The organism is Paenibacillus sp. JT22N1 (genome assembly GCF_059692155.1).
The window spans coordinates 105,739-126,415 of sequence record NZ_JCAUAW010000020.1; the positions used below are offsets into that span (position 1 = coordinate 105,739).

19 protein-coding genes are annotated in these 20,677 nt (G+C 45.4%); 5 read left to right on the top strand and 14 right to left on the bottom strand.

What is annotated here, in order from left to right:
* Positions 1–49: 49 nt before the first annotated feature.
* The 8 genes from AC58UU_RS31005 to AC58UU_RS31040 form a co-directional block, all read right to left on the bottom strand.
* A complete protein-coding gene (locus AC58UU_RS31005; RefSeq protein ID WP_497321303.1) occupies positions 50–2,548 on the bottom strand; it encodes a hypothetical protein in 2,499 nt (832 codons plus the stop codon).
* The gene (locus AC58UU_RS31010) at positions 2,440–3,885 is read right to left on the bottom strand and encodes a glycosyltransferase family 2 protein (protein ID WP_497321305.1); all 1,446 of its coding nucleotides are present in this window, start codon (positions 3,883–3,885) and stop codon (positions 2,440–2,442) included. Before AC58UU_RS31010 ends, AC58UU_RS31005 begins: the two co-directional genes overlap by 109 nt.
* Entirely contained in the window at positions 3,878–4,831 is a 954-nt protein-coding gene (locus AC58UU_RS31015) for a HEAT repeat domain-containing protein (protein ID WP_497321307.1), read from the bottom strand. Before AC58UU_RS31015 ends, AC58UU_RS31010 begins: the two co-directional genes overlap by 8 nt.
* A gap of 134 nt (positions 4,832–4,965) precedes the next feature.
* On the bottom strand, positions 4,966–6,318 hold the full coding sequence (locus AC58UU_RS31020; RefSeq protein WP_497321308.1) for a response regulator: 1,353 nt from the start codon (positions 6,316–6,318) through the stop codon (positions 4,966–4,968).
* Between the two features lie 328 nt (positions 6,319–6,646).
* The gene (locus AC58UU_RS31025) at positions 6,647–7,441 is read right to left on the bottom strand and encodes an ABC transporter ATP-binding protein (protein ID WP_497321309.1); all 795 of its coding nucleotides are present in this window, start codon (positions 7,439–7,441) and stop codon (positions 6,647–6,649) included.
* Entirely contained in the window at positions 7,441–8,355 is a 915-nt protein-coding gene (locus AC58UU_RS31030; protein WP_497321310.1) for an ABC transporter permease, read from the bottom strand. Before AC58UU_RS31030 ends, AC58UU_RS31025 begins: the two co-directional genes overlap by 1 nt.
* A gap of 70 nt (positions 8,356–8,425) precedes the next feature.
* Positions 8,426–9,481 (bottom strand): ABC transporter substrate-binding protein, encoded by a 1,056-nt coding sequence (locus AC58UU_RS31035; RefSeq protein ID WP_497321312.1) that lies wholly within the window; start codon positions 9,479–9,481, stop codon positions 8,426–8,428.
* Positions 9,482–9,682: 201 nt separating this feature from the next.
* Positions 9,683–10,669, bottom strand: a complete 987-nt coding sequence (locus tag AC58UU_RS31040; RefSeq protein ID WP_497321314.1) for a Gfo/Idh/MocA family protein — start codon at positions 10,667–10,669, stop codon at positions 9,683–9,685.
* Positions 10,670–10,870: 201 nt separating this feature from the next.
* On the opposite strand from AC58UU_RS31040, the gene AC58UU_RS31045 reads away from it, so the two are divergent.
* Positions 10,871–11,482 carry an FMN-binding negative transcriptional regulator gene (locus tag AC58UU_RS31045; protein ID WP_497321316.1) on the top strand — a complete coding sequence of 204 codons (612 nt, stop codon included), beginning with the start codon at positions 10,871–10,873 and terminating at the stop codon, positions 11,480–11,482.
* Positions 11,483–11,921: 439 nt separating this feature from the next.
* Here the strand turns inward: AC58UU_RS31045 and AC58UU_RS31050 are convergent, their stop codons facing one another.
* The 5 genes from AC58UU_RS31050 to AC58UU_RS31070 form a co-directional block, all read right to left on the bottom strand.
* Positions 11,922–13,736 carry an ABC transporter ATP-binding protein gene (locus AC58UU_RS31050; protein ID WP_497321318.1) on the bottom strand — a complete coding sequence of 605 codons (1,815 nt, stop codon included), beginning with the start codon at positions 13,734–13,736 and terminating at the stop codon, positions 11,922–11,924.
* A 133-nt stretch (positions 13,737–13,869) separates the two neighbouring features.
* A complete protein-coding gene (locus AC58UU_RS31055; protein ID WP_497321319.1) occupies positions 13,870–14,802 on the bottom strand; it encodes an NAD-dependent epimerase/dehydratase family protein in 933 nt (310 codons plus the stop codon).
* 78 nt (positions 14,803–14,880) lie between these two features.
* The gene (locus AC58UU_RS31060; protein WP_497321320.1) at positions 14,881–15,741 is read right to left on the bottom strand and encodes a MerR family transcriptional regulator; all 861 of its coding nucleotides are present in this window, start codon (positions 15,739–15,741) and stop codon (positions 14,881–14,883) included.
* Between the two features lie 16 nt (positions 15,742–15,757).
* On the bottom strand, positions 15,758–16,153 hold the full coding sequence (locus AC58UU_RS31065; RefSeq protein ID WP_497321322.1) for a VOC family protein: 396 nt from the start codon (positions 16,151–16,153) through the stop codon (positions 15,758–15,760).
* A 57-nt stretch (positions 16,154–16,210) separates the two neighbouring features.
* Complete coding sequence (locus tag AC58UU_RS31070) at positions 16,211–17,251, bottom strand: GGDEF domain-containing protein (protein ID WP_497321323.1); 1,041 nt, start codon at positions 17,249–17,251, stop codon at positions 16,211–16,213.
* Between the two features lie 346 nt (positions 17,252–17,597).
* On the opposite strand from AC58UU_RS31070, the gene AC58UU_RS31075 reads away from it, so the two are divergent.
* The 4 genes from AC58UU_RS31075 (at position 17,598) to AC58UU_RS31090 (ending at position 19,990) form a co-directional block, all read left to right on the top strand.
* Positions 17,598–18,761 carry an iron-containing alcohol dehydrogenase gene (locus AC58UU_RS31075; RefSeq protein ID WP_497321324.1) on the top strand — a complete coding sequence of 388 codons (1,164 nt, stop codon included), beginning with the start codon at positions 17,598–17,600 and terminating at the stop codon, positions 18,759–18,761.
* Positions 18,762–18,896: 135 nt separating this feature from the next.
* A complete protein-coding gene (locus AC58UU_RS31080) occupies positions 18,897–19,280 on the top strand; it encodes a VOC family protein (RefSeq protein WP_497321325.1) in 384 nt (127 codons plus the stop codon).
* Between the two features lie 49 nt (positions 19,281–19,329).
* On the top strand, positions 19,330–19,641 hold the full coding sequence (locus AC58UU_RS31085; RefSeq protein ID WP_497321326.1) for a type II toxin-antitoxin system Phd/YefM family antitoxin: 312 nt from the start codon (positions 19,330–19,332) through the stop codon (positions 19,639–19,641).
* Positions 19,592–19,990 carry a hypothetical protein gene (locus AC58UU_RS31090; RefSeq protein WP_497321327.1) on the top strand — a complete coding sequence of 133 codons (399 nt, stop codon included), beginning with the start codon at positions 19,592–19,594 and terminating at the stop codon, positions 19,988–19,990. Before AC58UU_RS31085 ends, AC58UU_RS31090 begins: the two co-directional genes overlap by 50 nt.
* A gap of 13 nt (positions 19,991–20,003) precedes the next feature.
* On the opposite strand, the gene AC58UU_RS31095 is transcribed toward AC58UU_RS31090, so the two are convergent.
* Positions 20,004–20,378, bottom strand: a complete 375-nt coding sequence (locus tag AC58UU_RS31095; RefSeq protein ID WP_497321329.1) for a VOC family protein — start codon at positions 20,376–20,378, stop codon at positions 20,004–20,006.
* Between the last annotated feature and the right edge of the window lie 299 nt (positions 20,379–20,677).

The window sequence follows — 20,677 nt, forward strand, 5'->3', positions numbered from 1 at the left end:
CTGCTTCAACCATTCTCCCTCCCTGCTCATTCAGATGCTTGATCCATAACTAATGTTTTATAGAGATTCTCCCAAAAAGGTCTTTCATAATATAGTACGATTTCTTTAATCTCTCATGATATTGTGGGATATCCCAGTCTGCCCATTGATAACGATACATATCGGAGGAACTGATCTTACTATCTCTTGCTTGAGGATATGTATAGACAGATGCTCCGCTTCCAGGACTTTCTTTTTGTTGCGTCCCATCTTGCTTATAGGTTACTACCGCCATCTTAATTTCTTTTATGATTTCCGAAGCACCCAGTCCTTTACCCCAGATGTCCCCGATTGTCTCGTGTTTGCTTGGATCTCTAAAATTAAGCAATTGCCATGGAATTCGTAATTCTAACACATGATCCTTGGCATTCAAAGCTACATCCGTTAACGAATTAAAGCCTGGATGATTTGGATTCCCATCCCCTGAACGCAACAAACCGGTTTCGTAGCTTTCCAACGGCAACACAATAGACTTCCCTTTTACATTAGGAATCGTCAGCGGTTTGTTTAAGACCAGCCGCATGGTATGGAAAATGCCATTGTCCTTATTCTTGGGATAGTCCAGTTTAGGCATCATACCTAAAGTATGTCCGTAGGTAAAATAATCCGTATCATAGTAGCTGTCTACCCAGATTCTTGAAGTTTTATCTCCCTTCAAATCAATCACGAAATCTATACCCTCTTCCGTCGTGAGATCTGAATCCCCCGGAACACGGTGCTGCCCTTGATTTGGAATTGTACTGAGCAGTAGCATCGTATTTATTTGTGACCAATCTAACGGTTGTTCAGTTCTATTGAAATCCAAGCGGAAATAAACATAGCCTTCGTCGCTTGTGACAAAAAATTGCTTCAGGGACGCTTGCCCATCGACTTGTTTAGTGGAACTAGCGGAAGAGCCATTTAATTGGATCGGATTTATTTTCTTGGAGTCCCAGTCAGAAGTCTCACCATCCACATAAATCGACTTATCAGCTGGACCCGGGTCAAAACTTAGCAATCCAAAATGCTGCTCTCCGGTTTGCATATTTGACCAGAATGGACGACGGTCGCTATTATCCAGTTCTTGCGTATTCCATGTTCGCTTAAACCATTCATTCTGCCAACTGAAGAGCAATCCACCAGCCAAACCTTCGTGGTTTATATCCTCAAACAGTCTCGCATCGATATTCCCTTGTTCCGTTTCATCATGATGCCCCTGATTCCATCCGGCTACATTTCGGTGGGCCATTCCCCTGGAAGAGGGTACCCCAAATTCTGCGATTAAAACAGGCATTTGGTGATTTTGTTTCAGATCGTTTAAATAACCGGAATAATTATTCTTCTCACCGCGAAAATCGATGTAATTTGTATATTTAGGTTCATAATTAAGAAAATCGGGGTAATAGGGATACACGTGATAGGATGCGAAATATCCCCCTTTATAACTCGGATTTTCTTTAATGAGATTCGGGTTTATGACAGCCATATCTTCTGTTTCCAAAGGTTCCGTGGGGTGTTGCATCAAATCGGTTGTTACCCAGTTAGTGAAGCTGATTGGTCTTTGCCACTGATAACGATCTGATTCATAGACGGCGATTGACTCCATTTTATCCGCGAGCCAGATCTCAAAAGGTTGTGCATTTTCTGTCCTAAAATATTGTCCGTTATAATTCTCCATGCCCTTATGCTTGTTGTTGGTGGAGTCGACTACTGTTGGGTCCCACTCAACACCCAAGATCCAGCCTACGACATAAGGGGAGACATCGGCTTTGTATGCACCGGCGGCATGCCCCGCCCGTTCAGGCAGATTGACTTGTCCATGAATGACATCCACTACATTCTGCATTTCTTTCTTAAAGTCATCCGCTGTATGACCGATAAATACATCATTCGACGCAACCATATCCTCTTCATCGACCCATATGCCATGAAACAAATAAATGGGCTGGCTCGCTTTCGAATTGTACTCTAGCAAAGCCTCGTAAAATGCTGGTGGATGCAAGGTATAAATCCTTATAGAATTTACATTCATATCCCCCATTTGTTTGAACCACCGCAAGTAATCAGCCTTGGCAATCCCCATTTCCCCAGGGAATAATCCCGGTTTAGTAGCCCCTAAGTTCACACCTTTAATCAGCATATCCTGCCACTCGCCATTATGGTTAATCTGTATGTAGGAACCCCCGACTTTAGCGGGAACTTTAACTCCATCTATGGTTACTGGTGCTATCGTCGATATTGGCTGAACAGATGTTTCAGGTACTATTGATCCTACATCTTTATCTCCTCGCAGCACAATATAAGCAAGAACCCCCAGCACAAGAACCCACATGATGCCTACCAGTGCATTTTTCCCTTTAAACAACCCCATACCTAAACTTCCCCCTACTTTCTCTTTCGATCGTTCAACAAGTCCAGATACTATGATGAAACGCCCTTTCGCTTCATCTCGCCCCAACTCTGTTTTTTCCCCATTATCGCTGACATGAGTGCTTTTACCCGCCAATATGTCATAATCGGCCGATACCAAAACGCCTCCGACAAAGCAAAGAAAAATAAGCGATTGAGTTCGTATACCCGCTTATGTTTTCCTAGCCTCCACTCCTCAAGAAGCACGGAGCCCATGGACAGGAATGACCCGTACATAACCATGAACAGAAGTAAAGCCAACGAATATTGAATATTGACTTCCCCCAAGATCCAACCGATTAATACGACAAGATAACCTATCATTTCAATGATAGGACCGAATAATTCTACAAAAAGGAAATACGGAATGGCGATTAATCCGATTCTCCCATATTTTGGATTAAGGGCCATTTTTCGGTGAATCCACAAGCTTTCGAATAACCCCCGGTGCCACCTTACCCGCTGGTTTCTCAATATTTTTATTTCCTCAGGCGCTTCGGTATAACACACTGGATCCGCGACGTATTCAATTTTGGCTCCCCATTTATTCTCGATGTTCATTCTGTGAAGACGAACAACAAGCTCCATATCCTCGCCAACTGTTCCCAGCTTATAGCCGCCCGCTTGAATGACTCTTGCTGTTTTGAATACCCCGAATGCGCCGGAAATGATGAGAAGGAGATTATTTTTGCTCAATCCGATTCTCCCCATAAGGAAAGCGCGCATATATTCGATTGTTTGCATAATGACCCAAGGATTCCTGGACAGCCTCATTTCCTTCATCTGCCCATGAACGATCGTGCTTCCGTTCGCAATCAGCACATTGCCTCCCGCAGCGAGAATTTCCTGTTCGGTATTTTCTATGATCGGCTTCATAATCTTGAGGAAAGAATCCGGTTCCAATACGGTATCTCCGTCAATAGAAGCAAAATACGGATATTTAGATAGATTAATACCCGCGTTCAACGCATCCGACTTTCCGCCATTTGCTTTGTCAACAAGCAATAATTGAGGATAAATTTCCGACTTATAGACCGCTTTGATCGGTTTGGTTTCGATTCCGTTGCGTTTTTGAAATACTTTATCTTTCAATGGTACCATTTTAAACCGTTCAATCATTTTTTGCAGAGTTTGGTCCTTAGATCCATCATTGACCACAATGACCTCATATTCGGGATAATCCAATCGTCCGCTTCCTGTGACTAGTGACAGCACAGTACCGATAATTCCCATCTCTTCATTGTAAGCCGGAACCAGAACTGATAAGGGGGGAGTGAACGCAGATTTTTTGACTTTCTTATAAGGCTCCACATTATGAAGGCCACGTTCTCGCTTTAACCGGCTGAAAGCCAGAAAGAAAAGGATGAAATAAAACAAACAAACGAATACAAGATAAAAAAAGATCACTTGATTCACGATCTGGAAGAGAAAAACAGCAAGATCCCAATAATTATTCATAATCTATGCTCCTCTCTAACCATTCCTTAGCAATGTTTCTGGCATAACTGTCAGGGTGTGTCGTGGTAATAGAGAGAAGGATATCTCTTCCATTCTTGTATTTTCGAATGGCTTTAGCAGCCTCTGATCTTATGACATAGCTTCTATCGCTGATGAACTGCTCTAGGTACTGCAAAAAACGTTCTGTTTTGATATTCCCCATGAGCCTGACATACATCAGTTTTTCCCCCGTGTACTGCGGGTTCTGCCATTCTCCCCTTTGGGACTGCTCATCAATAATCTGCGTAATTACGTCAGGAGAGCTAATATAACCAAGGCTCGCAATTGTTTTGGTTGCCCGCACCCTCTTCTCCTGATCGGTTGCATTCAACAAGCTTTCCAACAATTCTTGAAGTTTCAACGAGCGGAAATTTTTATCTCTAAGTACGTCTATCATACTTAACTGCCATTCATAAGGGAGATCATAAAAAATGTCTACATAGCTCTCGAAATTATCTGTAGTAATAACCAGGCTAATCATCTCGTTTAACAGAAAAGGAGGAAGCCCCTTCGATTCCTTGAACAGGTCCTGAAGATGGACGTATCCGAAATCGGCCAAAAGGAGATAAATCTGATATCTCTCTTCCGATGAACACTTCTTGCTCTCCAACAGCTTCAATAAGTCGTCCTGCATCCTATCAATCTTAAAAAGATCGATGAAATACAGCGTATTCATTCGGGTACTCCATTTGGAATGAAAAAGCCTTTTTCTGTACCATGGAACAAAATATTCCTCTACAAACGGTTTTACCGGATTAAAACTAGGCTCGATTTTGAAATTACTCAGATAATCGCCGAAAAAGTCTTCAAGGGCTTCAAACTGATAAAGTTCAATTGGGCGACACCGACGGCTTATTAAGGAATAATTCCTCTTCCCAGCGACAAAGTATTCTTGGAGCTCGTTCATGATCTGTTCCAGCCATGCCTTTTTCCGTTTCTGAAACAGGTTGGTCCTTATTTTTCTCAAAACCAAATATATATAAACAAAGCATAGCAGCAGAAAGAAAACGACCGTGAGTACCATGACAGTGAAGAGATTAATCATCGCGTCCCCCGGATTAATCGTCTTATTCGGGCGCGCAGCTCTTTAATGCTGAATGGCTTGACCATATAATCATTGGCGCCTCTTTGAATCGCCATTGAGATTTCCTCTTCGGAATCCCTGCTGGTTAGCATCATGCACAAATACCTTCGTCGGTCGTATTGCGTGCGGATCTTCTCCAGAACCTCCAAACCATCCATCTTAGGCATGATTCTGTCAATAATGAGAAGAAATCGTTCATTCTGGCGATGCCAAGGGTCGTTGAAAAATTCCTCTCCGTCCGGATACGCTCTAATCTCTACCTCAAAATCTTGATCCGCGATATCCTCTAATTGATGCTTCAACATTTCACGAATTAACCTGTCGTCATCAATAATTCCGACTTTCAGCTTCCTCAATGTGATGGAGGCGAAAGTCGCCATCCCGTCCATAACCCACGCTTTCCTGTCGGCAACAGCCTTATCCTTCGGAAAAGGCATAAGTGTTAAACATTGTTCTATGGTCTGTAAGGGATCCATAAAGTCCAACACCCTAGCCGAGAAGGTACCGCTGATCTCTCCTGCTGTTGACAGGAAACGGAGCTGAGCAAATCTTTCGATCAACCGGTGCATTAATTTCATAGCATCTTCTTTGACGGTTTTCGGAAGAACAAGAACAAATCCTTCTCTATGAAATCGATATAAGGAATCCGCAGGTCGGATGCTATTTTGGATAAATTTCCCTAGTTCCTTCACCAACTGATGCCCTATAGCATACCCATACGTTTCCTGAACGATAGGGAGATCATCCACCTGTACATAGACCATTGCGAACGGCTCATGGGAGCGTTTCAAATCATTAAGTTGATGCTCGACTTCTTGTTGAAGATTATTGTAATTTTTTATTCCGGTCATCGGATCAATAAGAATCTGATCTAAGATTCGGTTTCGTTTCCTCAAGTTTCTGATCACCCTTGTGACTAATTCAACGGGTTCAACGCGGGAACCTATAACATCATCTGCCAAGGCCATACATGCGTAACGCAGCTTCAAATCTTCCTTATCCAAAGATATCAGGATCGGAACATGGTTATCTTGACACAGTTGAACGAATCCATTTAATACATGAACGCTATCATCTGCTATAAGGCTTGCGTTAATAATGACATAATCAGGGTATAACTGATAGAAGAGTTCCGCAGCTTTCGGCTGGTTATCCGATTCGAAAATAACCATCCCGTTTTCTTTCTCCAGATGTTCTTTGTAAAAGGAAAGAAATTCTGGGTCATCATTAAGAACTAGTAAAAGAGGCTGGTTTTCAAATGTTGAATGACTACGGTCGTTTGCTTCATAATTTAGGTTGACATCATTCATGTTTCATTGACTCCTTGACTGGCTCATAATTTTCTCCTAAATACGAAGTACTGTACGATAAATTTATGCCTTTAAATTAAATTTGGTAAGCGGTAAATTTCTCCGACGCTGCTACTCGTTCACGGTCAACCCAAACATAGTCCTTTAGAACTAGTATAACCTATAGAAATGTCGAAAAATAGTGAATTTTGCGTAAGTCTCGCAAAAAAAAATGACGTTAAAGAAATTTGCTGTGCTGAAAGTTCCTTCCACCAGTATGATTCGATTTTTCATAAGAAAAAGCCTTCGGCCCAGGGAATCCATCCCTTTCGCCGAAGGCTTTCTATCTTTAACCCAGCACCACGCGGTCATCCGACAGCTTGTTGCCGCTGATGTGTTCGAACTCACCGAGCAGCTGCTCCACGGTGAGGTCCTTCTTCCGTTCCTCGCTCACATCAAGGATGATGCGGCCTTTATCCATCATGATCAGGCGGTTGCCGAGACGAATCGCCTGCTCCATGTTGTGCGTGACCATCAAGGTGGTCAGCTTCATTTCGCGCACGATGTCCTCGGTCAATCGTGTGATGAGCTCCGCGCGCGAAGGATCCAGCGCGGCGGTGTGCTCATCAAGCAGCAGAATCTGCGGCTTGGTGAACGTCGCCATCAGCAAGCTGAGGGCTTGACGCTCTCCGCCGGAGAGCAGGCCCACCTTCGCGCGCAGACGGCCCTCCAGGCCGATGCCGAGGCGCTGCAGCTGTTCCAGGAACAGCGCGCGCTTACGCGCGGTGACGCCGAAGCTTAGCCCGCGCTTCTTGCCGCGGGCATACGCCATGGCGAGATTCTCCTCGATGGTCATTCGAGGAGCGGTCCCCGCCATGGGGTCTTGAAAAACGCGGCCGATCCAGCGGCTGCGCTCGTACTCCGGCAGGTGGTGGATCACCTCGCCACCTATGCGCACTTCGCCAGCATCCGGCGTCATGACGCCGGAGATGATGTTCATCAGCGTCGATTTACCGGCGCCGTTACTGCCAATGACCGTGACGAAGTCACCGGGCTTGAGGTTCAAGTTAATACCGATCAGCGCGATTTTCTCATCCGCTGAACCGGGGTTAAATAGCTTAGAAACGTTCGTGAGCTGAAGCATTAACGATCACCTCCCTTGTTCATTTTCACAGCAAGGGCGATGAGTTCAGCCGAACGCCTTTTAGCTGTTGCTTTTTGCTTAATGGCTCGCTGCACGGAAGGAAGAACGAGCGCGATAATAACGATAATCGCGGTAATGAGCTTCAAGTCTGATGCTTTTAGCCATTCGACTCGCAGGGCCAATGCGACAACAATACGGTACACGATGGAACCGAGTACAGCAGCCAATGTCGCTTGAAAAACCGTCCGAGCGCCAAAAATCGCTTCCCCGATAATAACGGAAGCTAGTCCAATGACGATCATCCCGATCCCCATCGTGATGTCGGCAAAGCCTGACTGCTGCGCGATGAGAGCTCCGGATAGTGCTACCAATCCGTTCGATAAGCTAATGCCTAGAATCGTGGTTCTGTCCGTGTTCGCTCCGAAGCTGCGAATCATTCGCGCATTATCGCCTGTTGCTCGCAGAGCAAGCCCCAAGTCGGTATGCAGGAACGCATCCAGCAGTAATTTGAAGACGATGACAATAATGAGCCCAACAGCAATCGGCGACATGGAGGTGAACAACGTATCCACCCCAAGAAGTGAAATGTTCGGCTTGCCCATAATGCGCATATTAATGGAATACAAGGCAATCATCATGAGAATCCCTGATAAAAGTCCATTAATTTTACCCTTCGTATGGAGCAGTCCCGTACAAGCTCCAGCCACAAGCCCACCTGCTAAAGCAGCCAAACAAGCTAGCATCGGCGAATAGCCATGAGCAATCATGATAGCTGCAATAGCACCGCCTGTTGTAAAACTCCCGTCCACCGTTAGATCGGGGAAATCGAGAATGCGAAACGTGATATAAACACCAAGCGCCATCAGCGCATAGAGAAGACCTAGCTCGACGGCACCAGTCATTGAATCCATCATGTGAATAACCTCCTACTTTGAAAAAAAGGGGTGAACGAAAGCGACGTTCACCCCTTTTGTGTCTTAATCCTTACTGAATAATGTTTTTCTCTTTATCTTTTACTGCATTTTTCATAGCGTCTGTTACATCAATTCCTTGGGCTTTTGCTGCCTTCAGGTTTAATATCAGATCCATTTTTTCGGGAACAGTTACTTTCATGTCTGCTGGTTTTTTACCATTCTTGAGAATGTCGACAGCCATTTGGCCAACTTGGTAGCCATGATCATAATATTTGAAGCCAACTGTTGCAAAAGCACCTTTTTCCACCGTATCGCGATCACTAGAGAAGAACGGAATATGCTTTTCATTCGCGATTTGAATGATACCATCTACACCGCTAACAACCGTGTTATCAAGGGTAATCAAGAAAGCATCCGCGCGGCCAACGAGGGATTGCGCAGCTTGTTTGACCTCAGACGTATTGGTAACCGGCGCTTTAATGAGCTTAATACCATGTTTCGTTAAGGTTTGCTCGGCATTTTTGGCCATGATTACAGCGTTAGGCTCCCCTTCGTTAATAACAAGACCAACCGTTTTCACTTTAGGCATGTTCGCAGCAACGAAATCCATCAATTGCGCAACCGCCATTGGGTTCGTGTCCGAAGCTCCGGAAACATTACCGCCCGGCTTGTCCACATTGTTGACAATTTTGGCTGCAAGCGGGTCTGTAACAGCTGCGAAAAGAATTGGAGATTTCTTCACTTGCTGTACAAGAGCTTGTGCAGATGGTGTTGCGATACCAAGTACCAAATCGTATTCAGCGGAAGCAATTTTTTGAGCAATGGATAAGTTATTCGGTTGATCGCCTTGCGCATTGTTGAAATCGACTTTCAAGTTGGTACCTTCTACGATACCGCCGTCTTTAAGAGCTGCTAGGAAACCTTGACGTGTTGCATCCAGAGAAGGATGTTCGACAATTTGTGAAATCGCTACTTTATAAGACTTTTGCGCGGCTGCTGTTGCTGCCGGAGTTGCTGAAGCCACAGCGCTTGCTGCTGGAGCCGGAGCTGCCTTCTGCCCACAACCTGCTACGACCATAAGAGCTGCTGATAATACGAATGATACGAGTGCTTTCTTTTTCAACATAATTACCCCTCTCTAAGTTCCCATTTATCGCTTGGACTCATTGCTCACTCACCACTTTAACGCTTTTGCGGGACAAAGTTTGAGGATATGAAATACCCAAGGCTCCATATTAATTAACCATAGTTTAAAGGGCTACCGGGTTTCCGTCAATTGTTTTATCCGTATTTATATGTTTTCTGTAAACATCTGGAGAAGATTACTCTAGGACTGCTGATGAACATAAAAGTCACGAAGCAATTCATCCATCACCCGATTCGTTCGCGCCGCAGTCCGACCGGTACTAGGACTTTTACCAATACCCCGCAGCTCGTCAACCACCGACTGAATAAGAGGCTGTTGAACATGAGCCGGATACGGAATGGCATACTCCTCGATCTGACCATCTGCCATCTCCAAACGAATATCATCGCTAAACGTCGAAAACGCAATTTTACCAAGACTCCCAGTAATTTCAGTAACATCACTGCGCTTGAACGCATTGAAACTCCAAATCCCAGTACCCATAACACCAGACTCAAAAGCATAGGTCGTTGTTACGATATCTTCTACTTGATACTGCCCCGACTGATTTCTGGCAAAACCTTTTACTTCTCCGATTGGGCCAAGTAAATAATCAAGAACATCAAGTGTATGACTCGCCAAATCAACGAACAAACCGCCTCCGGAAAGCTCCGGCCGTATCCGCCACGGCTGCTCCTGTCCATCATCTTCCCTCATGGTTTGAAGAAAAGTCGTCTGCACAAATCGGACTTCACCAATGATACCGCTATCAATTAATCTCTTGATCTCAACAAATTTCGGCAGGCCTCTGCGATAATAGGCCACAAACAAAGGTACCTTTGCATCTTCGCAAGCAGCTATCATCTCCAAACATTCCGCATGATTCCTCGCCATCGGCTTTTCCACATAGACAGGCTTCCCCGCCCGTGCTGCCAGCAGCGCATACTCCCGGTGAAAACCTGGAGGTGTCGCAACATAGATCGCATTGACATCCGGGTCGTTGACCAGCGCTTCCGCATCATCGTACCATGCAGCTACTCCGTGCCTTTTCGCATAATCCTCAGATAGCGCTCCATTTCTTCGCATCACAGCGACAAGCTCGGAACCCTCCGCCTTTTGCAAGGCAGGCCCGCTCTTGACCTCAGTCACATCCCCACAACCAATAATACCCCATCGTACCTTATCCATCTATCCAAACCTCCCAACAGGTCACAGAGAAAACAAGATTTTATCCTACATATTCGACACGAGATCGTCTCCTCCTTTGACCTTTTCTTATAAATGCAGCTGACAACATGAATGGTCCAATACATTTATGATAAATTGGCACTTCTTCTATACCACCTGAATAGCTATAATTTTGTTAAAACCAACTAGGAAGGTGAATAGATGTACATTCCATCCCACTTCGAAATAAATGATGACCTGATTACTTACGATATTATCGAGCAAAATGGCTTTGCCACACTGATTTCTCAGCATCAAGGTGGTCCATTCGCAACACACCTGCCCTTATCATTGGATAAGAATAGAGAATACTTATTTGGTCATTTTGCACGCCCTAATCCGCAATGGAAGGATATCGAAAAGCAGGAGGTCTTAGCGATTTTTCATGGTCCGCATTGCTATATCTCTCCCTCTTGGTATGAGACACCTACTACAGTTCCCACTTGGAATTATGTAGCTGTTCATGTATATGGCCATGTTGAGCTTATAGACGACGTTCAAGAAGTGATGAATTCGTTAACTGATTTGGTTTTGAAATATGAAGAACCGGGCAGTTCCTATCAATTAGATCAAGTAGATGCTACTTACATTGCAGGTTTGAGTAAAGGTATTCAAGGGTTTAGAATCAAAATTACTCGCATCGAAGGTAAGGCAAAATTGAGTCAAAACCATCCAACAGAACGACAAGAGCTTGTTATTCAGCAGTTAGAAAATAGGACTGGGGAAGATGAACGTAAGATTGCCTCTCTTATGAGAGAAAATCTTAGAGCTTGAACCTTCTCACTTAAATGTTTAAAATCTACAACTATTAGGTGGGTTCAATCTGGAAAATTAGTGAATTGTTGTATTTCATACAACAATCGGCGGGTAAAATCAGACAAATTGGATTAATGTTGTATTTCGTGCAACAAATCTATTGATTTCACTCAGGAAACCGTGTTTCCAGCACAAATTGTTGTACGAAATGCAACATGCTGGGCTGGAATGGCCCCAAAGCAGGATAAATTGTTGTACATTGTGCAACTTGAACCTATCGTGAAAACTGCGGCCGGCCAACAACATGACGTGGTGCCTCAACAACTCCACCCAATAGCCACCTGTGGCAAAAATCACACATATGCACTTGCTCCCATCACATCGAGCATCAAAAAAGCGTTTCAAACCCCGAAATCCAGGGCTTGAAACGCTTTTCGCATATACGTTTTATCCTATTTTAGGAATGAACCTCGGTAGATGCCACTGATGCCAACTGCGAGTGATCTGAAGACGTCTGCTCTTGCAGCTGCAGCTGCTGCGTAGCAAACTCGCGGTACATCTCATGAGACTCCAGCAACTGCTGGTGTGTACCACTACCAGTCACGACGCCTTTGTCCAGAAAGATAATTTGGTCGGCATCTACCACCGTCGATAAGCGATGCGCAATCACCAGGGTCGTGCGTCCTTGCATCAAATTTTGCAGCGCTTGCTGTACAACGACCTCCGATTTACTGTCCAGACTCGATGTCGCTTCGTCCAGCATCAGAATCTTCGGATCCCGCAGCAAGGCTCGCGCAATGGCGATCCGCTGACGCTGTCCACCTGACAGCTTGATGCCGCGTTCGCCAACCTCGGTCTCATACTTCTGCGGCAGCTCCTCGATAAAGTCATCGGCATACGCCATCTGTGAAGCCCGCTTCAGCTCCTCCAGCGTTACTTCATGCTGCAGGCCGTAACAGATATTATCCCGAATCGTGCCTGCAATTAGCGGGCTCTCCTGCGAAACATAGCCAATCTGACTCCTCCAAGAGACGAGCGAGAATTGATCAATTCGGTCGGCGCCCAACGTGACTGTACCCTTCTGCGGCATATAAAATCTTTCCAAAAGAGAGAACATCGTCGTCTTACCACTGCCGCTCGGTCCTACAATGGCCGTTACCTTGCCCGCTTCCATGGTGAAGCTGACATTTTTCAGAACAGAGTCCCCTTCTTTGTAGCTGAAAGATACCTGATCGAAGTGAATCGACTGCGAGGCATTCGTGACAGGTACTCCGGCATGCGGATTCTCTTCTTCGTAATCGAGTACCTTGAGGATTGTATCGGTTGCCCCCATCGCCTTCTGTACCTGATTGAAAAACTGCGTAATTTGCGTAATCGGCGCAACAATTTGGAACAAATACAGCATGAAAGCAACGAGCTGACCAGCTGAAATAGCCCCAGAGGCAACCTGCATGCCGCCATACCCGAAAAGCACTACAAACAGCATTAGCATGACAAAGGTAACAAGCGGCGCCATTAATGCTTGAATCCGACCCTCTTTGAGCCCGAATTTGAAAAGCCTTTGAATCCCTGCAGCACCTTCTTTATACTCAACAGGCTCGGCATTTGCTGCCTTCACTAAGCGCATTTCTGATAGTACTCGATTCAGCACGGAGGTGAAGCCAGCTGTCTCGGCTTGCATGCCCTTGGATATTTTGTACATTTGCCGCCCCAGCGGAAAAAGAATGACGAAGGCTATCGGGAATACGCTGAACATGATGAGCGTCATTTTCCAATCCATAAACAGAAGCACCACAATAGATCCAATGATCGAGATGATCCCCGTGACGAAACCCGCCATATGCTCAGCAATGAGTCCCTTAATGACCGCCGTATCGTTCGTCATCCGAGAGATGGTATCTCCCGTCTGGTGGTTATCATAGTATCTTACCGGCAGCACGAGCAGCTTCTTCCACAAACGATCCCGAATGCCTGCCACAACGCGCTGTCCCGCAAAGTTCAGTAAGTACACCGAAATCCCGGAAGCTACAGCCGATGCTACAAAAGCGATGGCCATACCGCTAATCTGCGCCCAATTCAAGGAACTAACAGAGAAGCTATCAACGACATTCTTCGTAAACAGCGGAATCACCAATCCCACCAATGTTGAAATAATGCTTAACCCTAATGCTATGCTTAATACGAGCTTAGGCGGGTTAGCTTGTGCGAGCAAACGAGCGAACCCGCGCCAGTTGCTCTTAACCTTAGGCTCTTCTTTCCTTGTAAATGCCATCTATCTCTACTCCTTTACCGATTGGATGTTCATCCGTCTCTCTGGTATGATTCCTTACCTAGGTATCATACACTTCTATTTTAAACGGAATATAAACAAGATCCCATCGGCCTTCAGGCGGAGAAGCAGCCTCCTATTTCTTTGTACGCTCGCGATAGTACGCCACTGTCTCGGTAAGCGCAGTACGCAGCGGCGTAGGTCCCGCTTCTTCGCCAAAACGCTGTACAAACTTCCTGCTATCCACTATAAAAGGCTGCTCAAATTGATACAGCATCTCGATAACCTCCTTTGCCGCCGGTATGAATAGACCGCCCAGACGGAGCATCCCACGGCCCATCGTGCCAATTCGCGGAGAGTGCCCTGCAGCCTCGTAGGCTAGTTCCGCGAATCGCCGAGCGCTTACGGTCTCTGCATTTGGGACGTGCCATACCTGACTGAAGGCATCTTCATGCTCACTCAGGGTCACGAGGGCTCGACCGAAGTCGTCAATATACGTAAATGTATGCAGCGCATCAGGATTCCCAAGCAGTGAAATCGACTTCCCAGCCGCCACCGGTGTGAAAAAACGCGAACCAACGTACGAATTTTCTACCTGAGGTCCAAAGAAATCTGCCCCTCTGCCGATAGTTACTCTCACGATCCCTTTTCGGTGTAAATCCAACAGATCGCGAGCTACTTCAGCCCTTACTTTGCCTTTACGCGTGGAAGCCTCATAAGTCAGCCCTTCATGGATCGACCCTTTAACTTCGCCGTACATATAGAGGTTATCCCCCATGATTAGATTCGTCTTATGATGGGCAGCTGCTTTCGTAATATTGCTCATTAGTTTCTGAAACAACCCATCCCATTTATTATAAGGAGGCTGCGCGCATTGAAACACGTTCTTTGCCCCTTTTAGCGCAGTTAGAGCACCGCTTTCACTCATCAGATCTGCTTGCATCACCTCAACACCATCAGGCACATTTGCCTTGCCCGAGGAGTTAACCATTCTGACTTTCTTGCCTCTCCTCAAAAGCTCTTTCATGACGGCCCTGCCCAGCGGACCCGCTCCCAATATGACTTCCATGCAGCATCCTCCCAAATGGTTTTCGCCAGAATGACCGACTGGCTTCTTCTTATGAAATAACAATAAACCCTATAGCAGCTATAGGGTCAATACGCTTTTCACAGGAATTTGAAGATCAACAATAAAGTCATCTGTATTCCTCATATGGGTAAAATCAATCAAATATCGTTCCAGCACTGGACCGTTCTCTTCATAGCCGTTCAGGCTCATCCAATCCCTTAAACGCTGGTACAGCGATTTGCAAGTATCTTCATTAGGAAAGCCAGCGTATACCGCGGATATGTAATCCCCGCCTAGCAGCCACCGGGTAAAGGCAGGTTCTGACTTACTTGGCAGCAGCGGCACACAGATCTCAATATCGGAGTCGCTCCTGTCAAACGTCAGTAGATCTTCATGGTAGATGGTCAACATGTGTCCATCCATCGTCAATCCGTGCTCTTTGATCCGGTCCATCAGCGCCATGAAGCGTATAACTGAAGCCTCCATCCCACATTCCTCACGTTTGCGTTCGAAAGCGACGAAGCGATCCGGATATGCCTTCAGCTCTACCACGACTTGCGAATGCTCGAATTCTTTGCGCAGCTGCCGCTGGGCGTCCAAATGCCGCAGCCTTTGATCAATCGTTCCGACAACCGTCTCCAACGTGCGGATCGTTTCTTCCGCTTCCGCCTTCTTCCCACGCATTAGCTCTGGGATACCGTCCATGCTTTTGATTTTAAAAATCTGTCCGATCTGCTCTAGCGTGAACTGCATACTCTGCAGGTCTTGAACGATTTTAATCGCAAGAATATCTTGACTGGAGTAGTATCGATAGCCATTTTGCCCATCCACACGGTGTGGCTTTACAAGCCCAATTTTGTCATAGAAATGGAGGGTTTGGATCGAGGTCTGGCATATTTTCGCCGTCTGCCCAACCGTATATCCCTGCCTACTTGGCATAGTTTTCATAAGATAATTACGATTCAGTTGCTATCTGCCAGATCACACCGAAAGGATCTTCCAGACGACCGAACATCGCACCCCAGAACATGCGTTCGAAAGGCATTTTCACAACGCCATCCTCGGATAGTGCATCAAATATACGGCGCGCTTCTTCTTCGCTCTTAAATTCCAGCGTCAAATCCAGACCTTGGCCTCTATCCACCGTATCCTTACCTGAATCAGCCATGAAGAAGCGAAGGCCAAGAGCCTGCAGCTCTATATGCATGACTCGATTTTTGATCGACTCATCCACATCCGGTATATCTGCGAACGTACGTAGGCTAACTATTTCCCCGCCTAGTGCCTTCACGTAAAAGTCAGCTTGTTTTCTTGCATCACTGCTGTAAATGTATGGAGTTAACGTTGCCATGCTGCTTCCCTCCTAATTAGTAATCGTTGGATACAGACCGATCATACCATCTCTTGCCTAGGTAAGTGAATACGATCCCCACACTAAGCGGTCTCTTCCTTGCTCTTTCGCTTCATACAAAAGCGCATCTGCCGCAGCAACTAGCTCGGTCGCGCTTTGATCCTTGTCACGAATTGTTGCTCCGAAGCTCATGGTGATATGGAACTTGTCCTCGTCAGTACCGAACTCAAGCGCGCGCAGCCTATCTCTGAATTGATTTAGCAGATCACTAGCGAAATGCCGATCCTTCGTGTACAAAATGATGACAAACTCCTCACCCCCATAGCGGAAGGCACTGCCATGCTCACTAGAAATGTTCGATTCAAACAATGTTCCGATCGACCGCAGAACCGCATCCCCTGTCTGGTGACCATACTGATCATTAATGCGTTTGAAATAATCAATATCTGCCATCACAAGGGTAAAATGCTGCTGCTTCGCAATCGTTTCCTTGATCTCCTCTTGGAAGCTGCGGTGATTATAGAGTCCGGTTAGGTAGTCTTTTTTAGCTAAATTCTCAAAAATGCCCTTCTCTACAAAATGCTTTCGCTCCCGCGCCACGATGATGCCGCCAATCACACCGATCATGATCAAAAAAGCAAAATTGAAAAAATGCCGCGGCAGATCTTCTATCATAAAACCGCCATCGACCGTTATTACAATGCTGATATAACCAAGAATCACCATGAGGGTTGCCACCATGGCCCCAACGAGACTCCAGTATAATGACGCATGTAAAATAACCAGATAGGCAATTGGATACAAGGGACTCTGGGTACCTCCGGTTAGTGAAATAATCACTACAAAGGCCACGTAATCTAACAGCACTCCCGTCCTCGTTGTGTAGCGATAGAAGGCAGAGTCAATGGGACTGCGATGTATGGCAAATTCCGTTATTCCCATATAAATAACAGCAAAGACAAATAGACTCATAAAAATGATCAGATCTAATGACGTTTGATGGTAATACTTCATAAATAGAATGGTTGACGTCGGTACAAAAAACCACCGTACACAACAATAGGCAATTTCCAAAATGTGATCAGATCTTCTAGTCACAGGCACGGTGCAATCACTTCCTCGATATAGCATTGTACACATTTGAATTTCTATGGAAATAACAGGAAGTCCTGCCTCGTTCAATTTATATACAACTTTTCTTGCTACTACTTCATCTTATTATCATTTCCCGATTGAAGGAAGAGCTTACTTTTTTCATCATTTTGTTACGCAGGATGGAACTATATACTGGCTGGGAGATCGGCCTTTCGTCCGCCAGGAGACCAGGGCTGGGGCTGTCGTCATTCCTTAGCAGAGGCCAAATTTTGTTTTTCACTGTTTCTTCTATACAATGTAAGGGTAAGAACATACTACCTACAGACAGACTCAATGAGGAGGTAATTCGATGAATAATTTTACATTTCACAATCCAACCACACTGCATTTCGGTCAGGGACAACTGGAGAAATTAACAGCTGAGGTACCTAAATATGGCAAGAACGTGCTGCTCGTCTATGGCGGCGGAAGCATTAAGCAGAATGGCATTTATACGAACGTCGTTCATCTCCTGAAAGGTTTGGATGTAAATATCTTCGAACTGAGCGGTGTTGAGCCTAACCCGAGACTAACAACTGTTCATCGGGGTGTAGAAATGTGCCGCAACCAGAACATTGACCTCATTCTCGCTGTCGGCGGTGGCAGCGTTATCGACTGCGCCAAAGCTATTGCTGTAGGCGCGAAGTACGCGGGTGACTTCTGGGATATCGTTACACGGAAGGCTTCTGCAACGGGTGCGCTGCCCTTGGGAACTGTCCTCACAATCGCAGCAACCGGCTCAGAAATGAACTCCGGTTCTGTCATTACGAACTGGGAGACGAAAGAGAAACTCGGATGGGGCAGTCCGTTCTCATTCCCTAAATTTTCGATTCTAGATCCAGCTCACACGACTTCCTTGCCAGAAAATCAGACCGTATATGGCATGGTTGATATCATGTCTCACGTGTTTGAACAGTACTTCCATCATACGACTAATACACCATTGCAGGATGGCTTCTGTGAAACAATCCTGCGCACGGTGATCGATACGGCTCCGCGCTTGCTGCGAGATCTAGATGATCTAGAAGAACGTGCAACTATTCTATATAGCGGTACAATGGCGCTTAACGGTGTCCTAAGCATGGGCGTTCGCGGCGATTGGGCGACACATAATCTGGAGCACGCCGTGTCTGCCGTTCACGATATTCCGCACGGCGGCGGCCTAGCGATCCTCTTCCCGAACTGGATGTCCTACACACTCGATGCAAACGTGGCGCGGTTCAAACAGTTCGCACAGAACGTCTTTGACATTGATGCGACTGACAAATCGGATCGCCAAGTTGCAGAGGAAGGTATCGCCGCTCTTCGAGAATTCCTCGCCTCTATTGGCGCACCTAGCCGACTGTCCGATTACGACATCGATGACTCGACACTTGAGCTTATGGCCGATAAAGCCATGGTTTACGGGGATTTCGGCAACTTTAAGAAGCTGACTCGCGAAGATGTTTTGAACATTTATCGGATGTCATTATGAGAATAGGAGTGAGCTGACAGTATTGTCAGTTCACTCTTTTTTATTTCTGGGGAAAAAGCTGCAAATCATTTACAGATAGGGCTTCCTATGAAATACTTAAAGGGAAATTATCCCTTTTATGGAGGTTGAATTAATATGAGCGAGTTTCGTGTGTCAAGTCCAATTAAGAATCGAATTAGCAACGTCTTTATTCCTGTTCGGAATATTGAGCATGCACGGGATTGGTACTGTAAGTTACTTGGTGTAGCTCCTGATGGGGATATCCTGTTCGGGCACCTCTACGCTCTTCCCATGGATGGAACATCCCTTGTGCTTGATCAAATGCCCATGTGGGGCGGCAACGAGCCTGGTGGCCCTCCAACCTATCAAACACCTGCTTTTATGTTTCAAACGGAGGATATTCAAGCTTCTTATGAATTTATGAAAAATAACGAGGTTGAGCTTGTTACGGAGATCCAAAATGAGCAATGGTTCGCTTTTCGAGATCCGGACGGCAACCTGCTTATGGTTTGTAAATAGGACGTAGTAACTACTGAATACTTAAAGCAACAAGGATCATACTATATCCATGAAAAAACTTACTTTTACAGCCGATCAATTGGTCAGTTCCACCACTGCTTCCAAAAAATTTGGCGAGCTGCGTAGGAAAGCGAAGGATCTACCCCAATTCATAACAGAAAATGGTGTCGTCGATACGGTATTAGTTGGGTACCCTTACTTCGAGCAAATGTTTGAACGACTGACTCAACTAGAACAAAAAGAGGAAGAGCGAATTCTGAATGACCGAATAGATCGAATCACGCAAGACCCAGCTTCCATTATGAATTGGAATGAAATCCGCAAAGAACCACACGAAGGAGCGATTGGCTATTCGTTTTGATGAAGGAGCAGCTCAGGAGTATTGGCAGTTGGATATTTCCGTATTAGATGAAGTCAATCAAGCAATCGATGAATTGAGTTACCGAGCGAATGAGGTTGGCGAAGAACTTAGCCATTATTCCGATCCTAAATTCGCAGGTTGCAAAGAGATTACGCTTCAAGAGGCTGGCATCCGAATTGTGTTTAGGATAACAAACGATATCACAGAAATTCTACGCGTGGTCCCTGTTTCTCAAATAATGGCAGCTGAGGCCCCTAATTATAAGGCATTAGACCATTTTCCAGGCAACCATAGAAATGAGTTCATTTTAGCTATACAAAAATGGAAACAAGAATATGAGCTGCAATAAGGCACGTATCTTGTTAAAGCCATTCAAGAAACTCAAGTCGATTGCCGAATGGATCATTCAAATAAAATCGTTTTACTCCCTCGTCGTCTCTTGCATCATCTGGGATGGTTTGTATGTTATGATTCGCCAAATATTTCTGCAACTCGTCTAATTGGCTTACCTGAAATGCTGGATGAGCTTTTGTAGCAGGAACAAAATCCTTTTGAACCCCGATGTGAACCTGATGAATACCACATTGAAACCAAACACCGCCGCGTTTTCTTAAGTTTTCAGGTTTCGGAATTTCTGTCCAGCCTAGTAATGTTGCGAAAAAATATCTCGCCTCATCTTCACAGCCTTCAGGAGCCGCTAATTGGATATGGTCAATCCCATAAAATGAAAAGTTCATACATAACCCCTCCAAACACATAAGTTTCGATTGAAGTTTCATACAATGAAATACAGTTTCATTTTATCAGTAACTTCCTATAAATTCCACTAATTATTTGTGATTAGTTAGGGGAGCATAGACAAGCTTAATTGCTATTTCATTGGAAAAATTCCAATAGTATACTTATCTATCACCCTGAATCAGAAAAACACTGTAAACACTCCAATGGAATCCATTGGATTCTTCAACAATTTAAGAGAATTAATTCCTACTGCAATGAAAGGCGAAGATCCCTCTACATACAAGGGTCTTCGCCT

Bases quoted from the DNA above. Each gene is read 5' to 3' on its own strand.
- AC58UU_RS31050 (WP_497321318.1), bottom strand. From the start codon at position 13,736: ATGGCATTTACAAGGAAAGAAGAGCCTAAGGTTAAGAGCAACTGGCGC.
- AC58UU_RS31015 (WP_497321307.1), bottom strand. From the start codon at position 4,831: ATGAACGAGCTCCAAGAATACTTTGTCGCTGGGAAGAGGAATTATTCC.
- AC58UU_RS31045 (WP_497321316.1), top strand. From the start codon at position 10,871: ATGTACATTCCATCCCACTTCGAAATAAATGATGACCTGATTACTTAC.
- AC58UU_RS31040 (WP_497321314.1), bottom strand. From the start codon at position 10,669: ATGGATAAGGTACGATGGGGTATTATTGGTTGTGGGGATGTGACTGAG.
- AC58UU_RS31095 (WP_497321329.1), bottom strand. From the start codon at position 20,378: ATGAACTTTTCATTTTATGGGATTGACCATATCCAATTAGCGGCTCCT.
- AC58UU_RS31065 (WP_497321322.1), bottom strand. From the start codon at position 16,153: ATGGCAACGTTAACTCCATACATTTACAGCAGTGATGCAAGAAAACAA.
- AC58UU_RS31090 (WP_497321327.1), top strand. From the start codon at position 19,592: ATGAAATCCGCAAAGAACCACACGAAGGAGCGATTGGCTATTCGTTTT.
- AC58UU_RS31010 (WP_497321305.1), bottom strand. From the start codon at position 3,885: ATGAATAATTATTGGGATCTTGCTGTTTTTCTCTTCCAGATCGTGAAT.
- AC58UU_RS31030 (WP_497321310.1), bottom strand. From the start codon at position 8,355: ATGATGGATTCAATGACTGGTGCCGTCGAGCTAGGTCTTCTCTATGCG.
- AC58UU_RS31055 (WP_497321319.1), bottom strand. From the start codon at position 14,802: ATGGAAGTCATATTGGGAGCGGGTCCGCTGGGCAGGGCCGTCATGAAA.
- AC58UU_RS31085 (WP_497321326.1), top strand. From the start codon at position 19,330: ATGAAAAAACTTACTTTTACAGCCGATCAATTGGTCAGTTCCACCACT.
- AC58UU_RS31075 (WP_497321324.1), top strand. From the start codon at position 17,598: ATGAATAATTTTACATTTCACAATCCAACCACACTGCATTTCGGTCAG.
- AC58UU_RS31060 (WP_497321320.1), bottom strand. From the start codon at position 15,741: ATGCCAAGTAGGCAGGGATATACGGTTGGGCAGACGGCGAAAATATGC.
- AC58UU_RS31020 (WP_497321308.1), bottom strand. From the start codon at position 6,318: ATGAATGATGTCAACCTAAATTATGAAGCAAACGACCGTAGTCATTCA.
- AC58UU_RS31080 (WP_497321325.1), top strand. From the start codon at position 18,897: ATGAGCGAGTTTCGTGTGTCAAGTCCAATTAAGAATCGAATTAGCAAC.
- AC58UU_RS31025 (WP_497321309.1), bottom strand. From the start codon at position 7,441: ATGCTTCAGCTCACGAACGTTTCTAAGCTATTTAACCCCGGTTCAGCG.
- AC58UU_RS31035 (WP_497321312.1), bottom strand. From the start codon at position 9,481: ATGTTGAAAAAGAAAGCACTCGTATCATTCGTATTATCAGCAGCTCTT.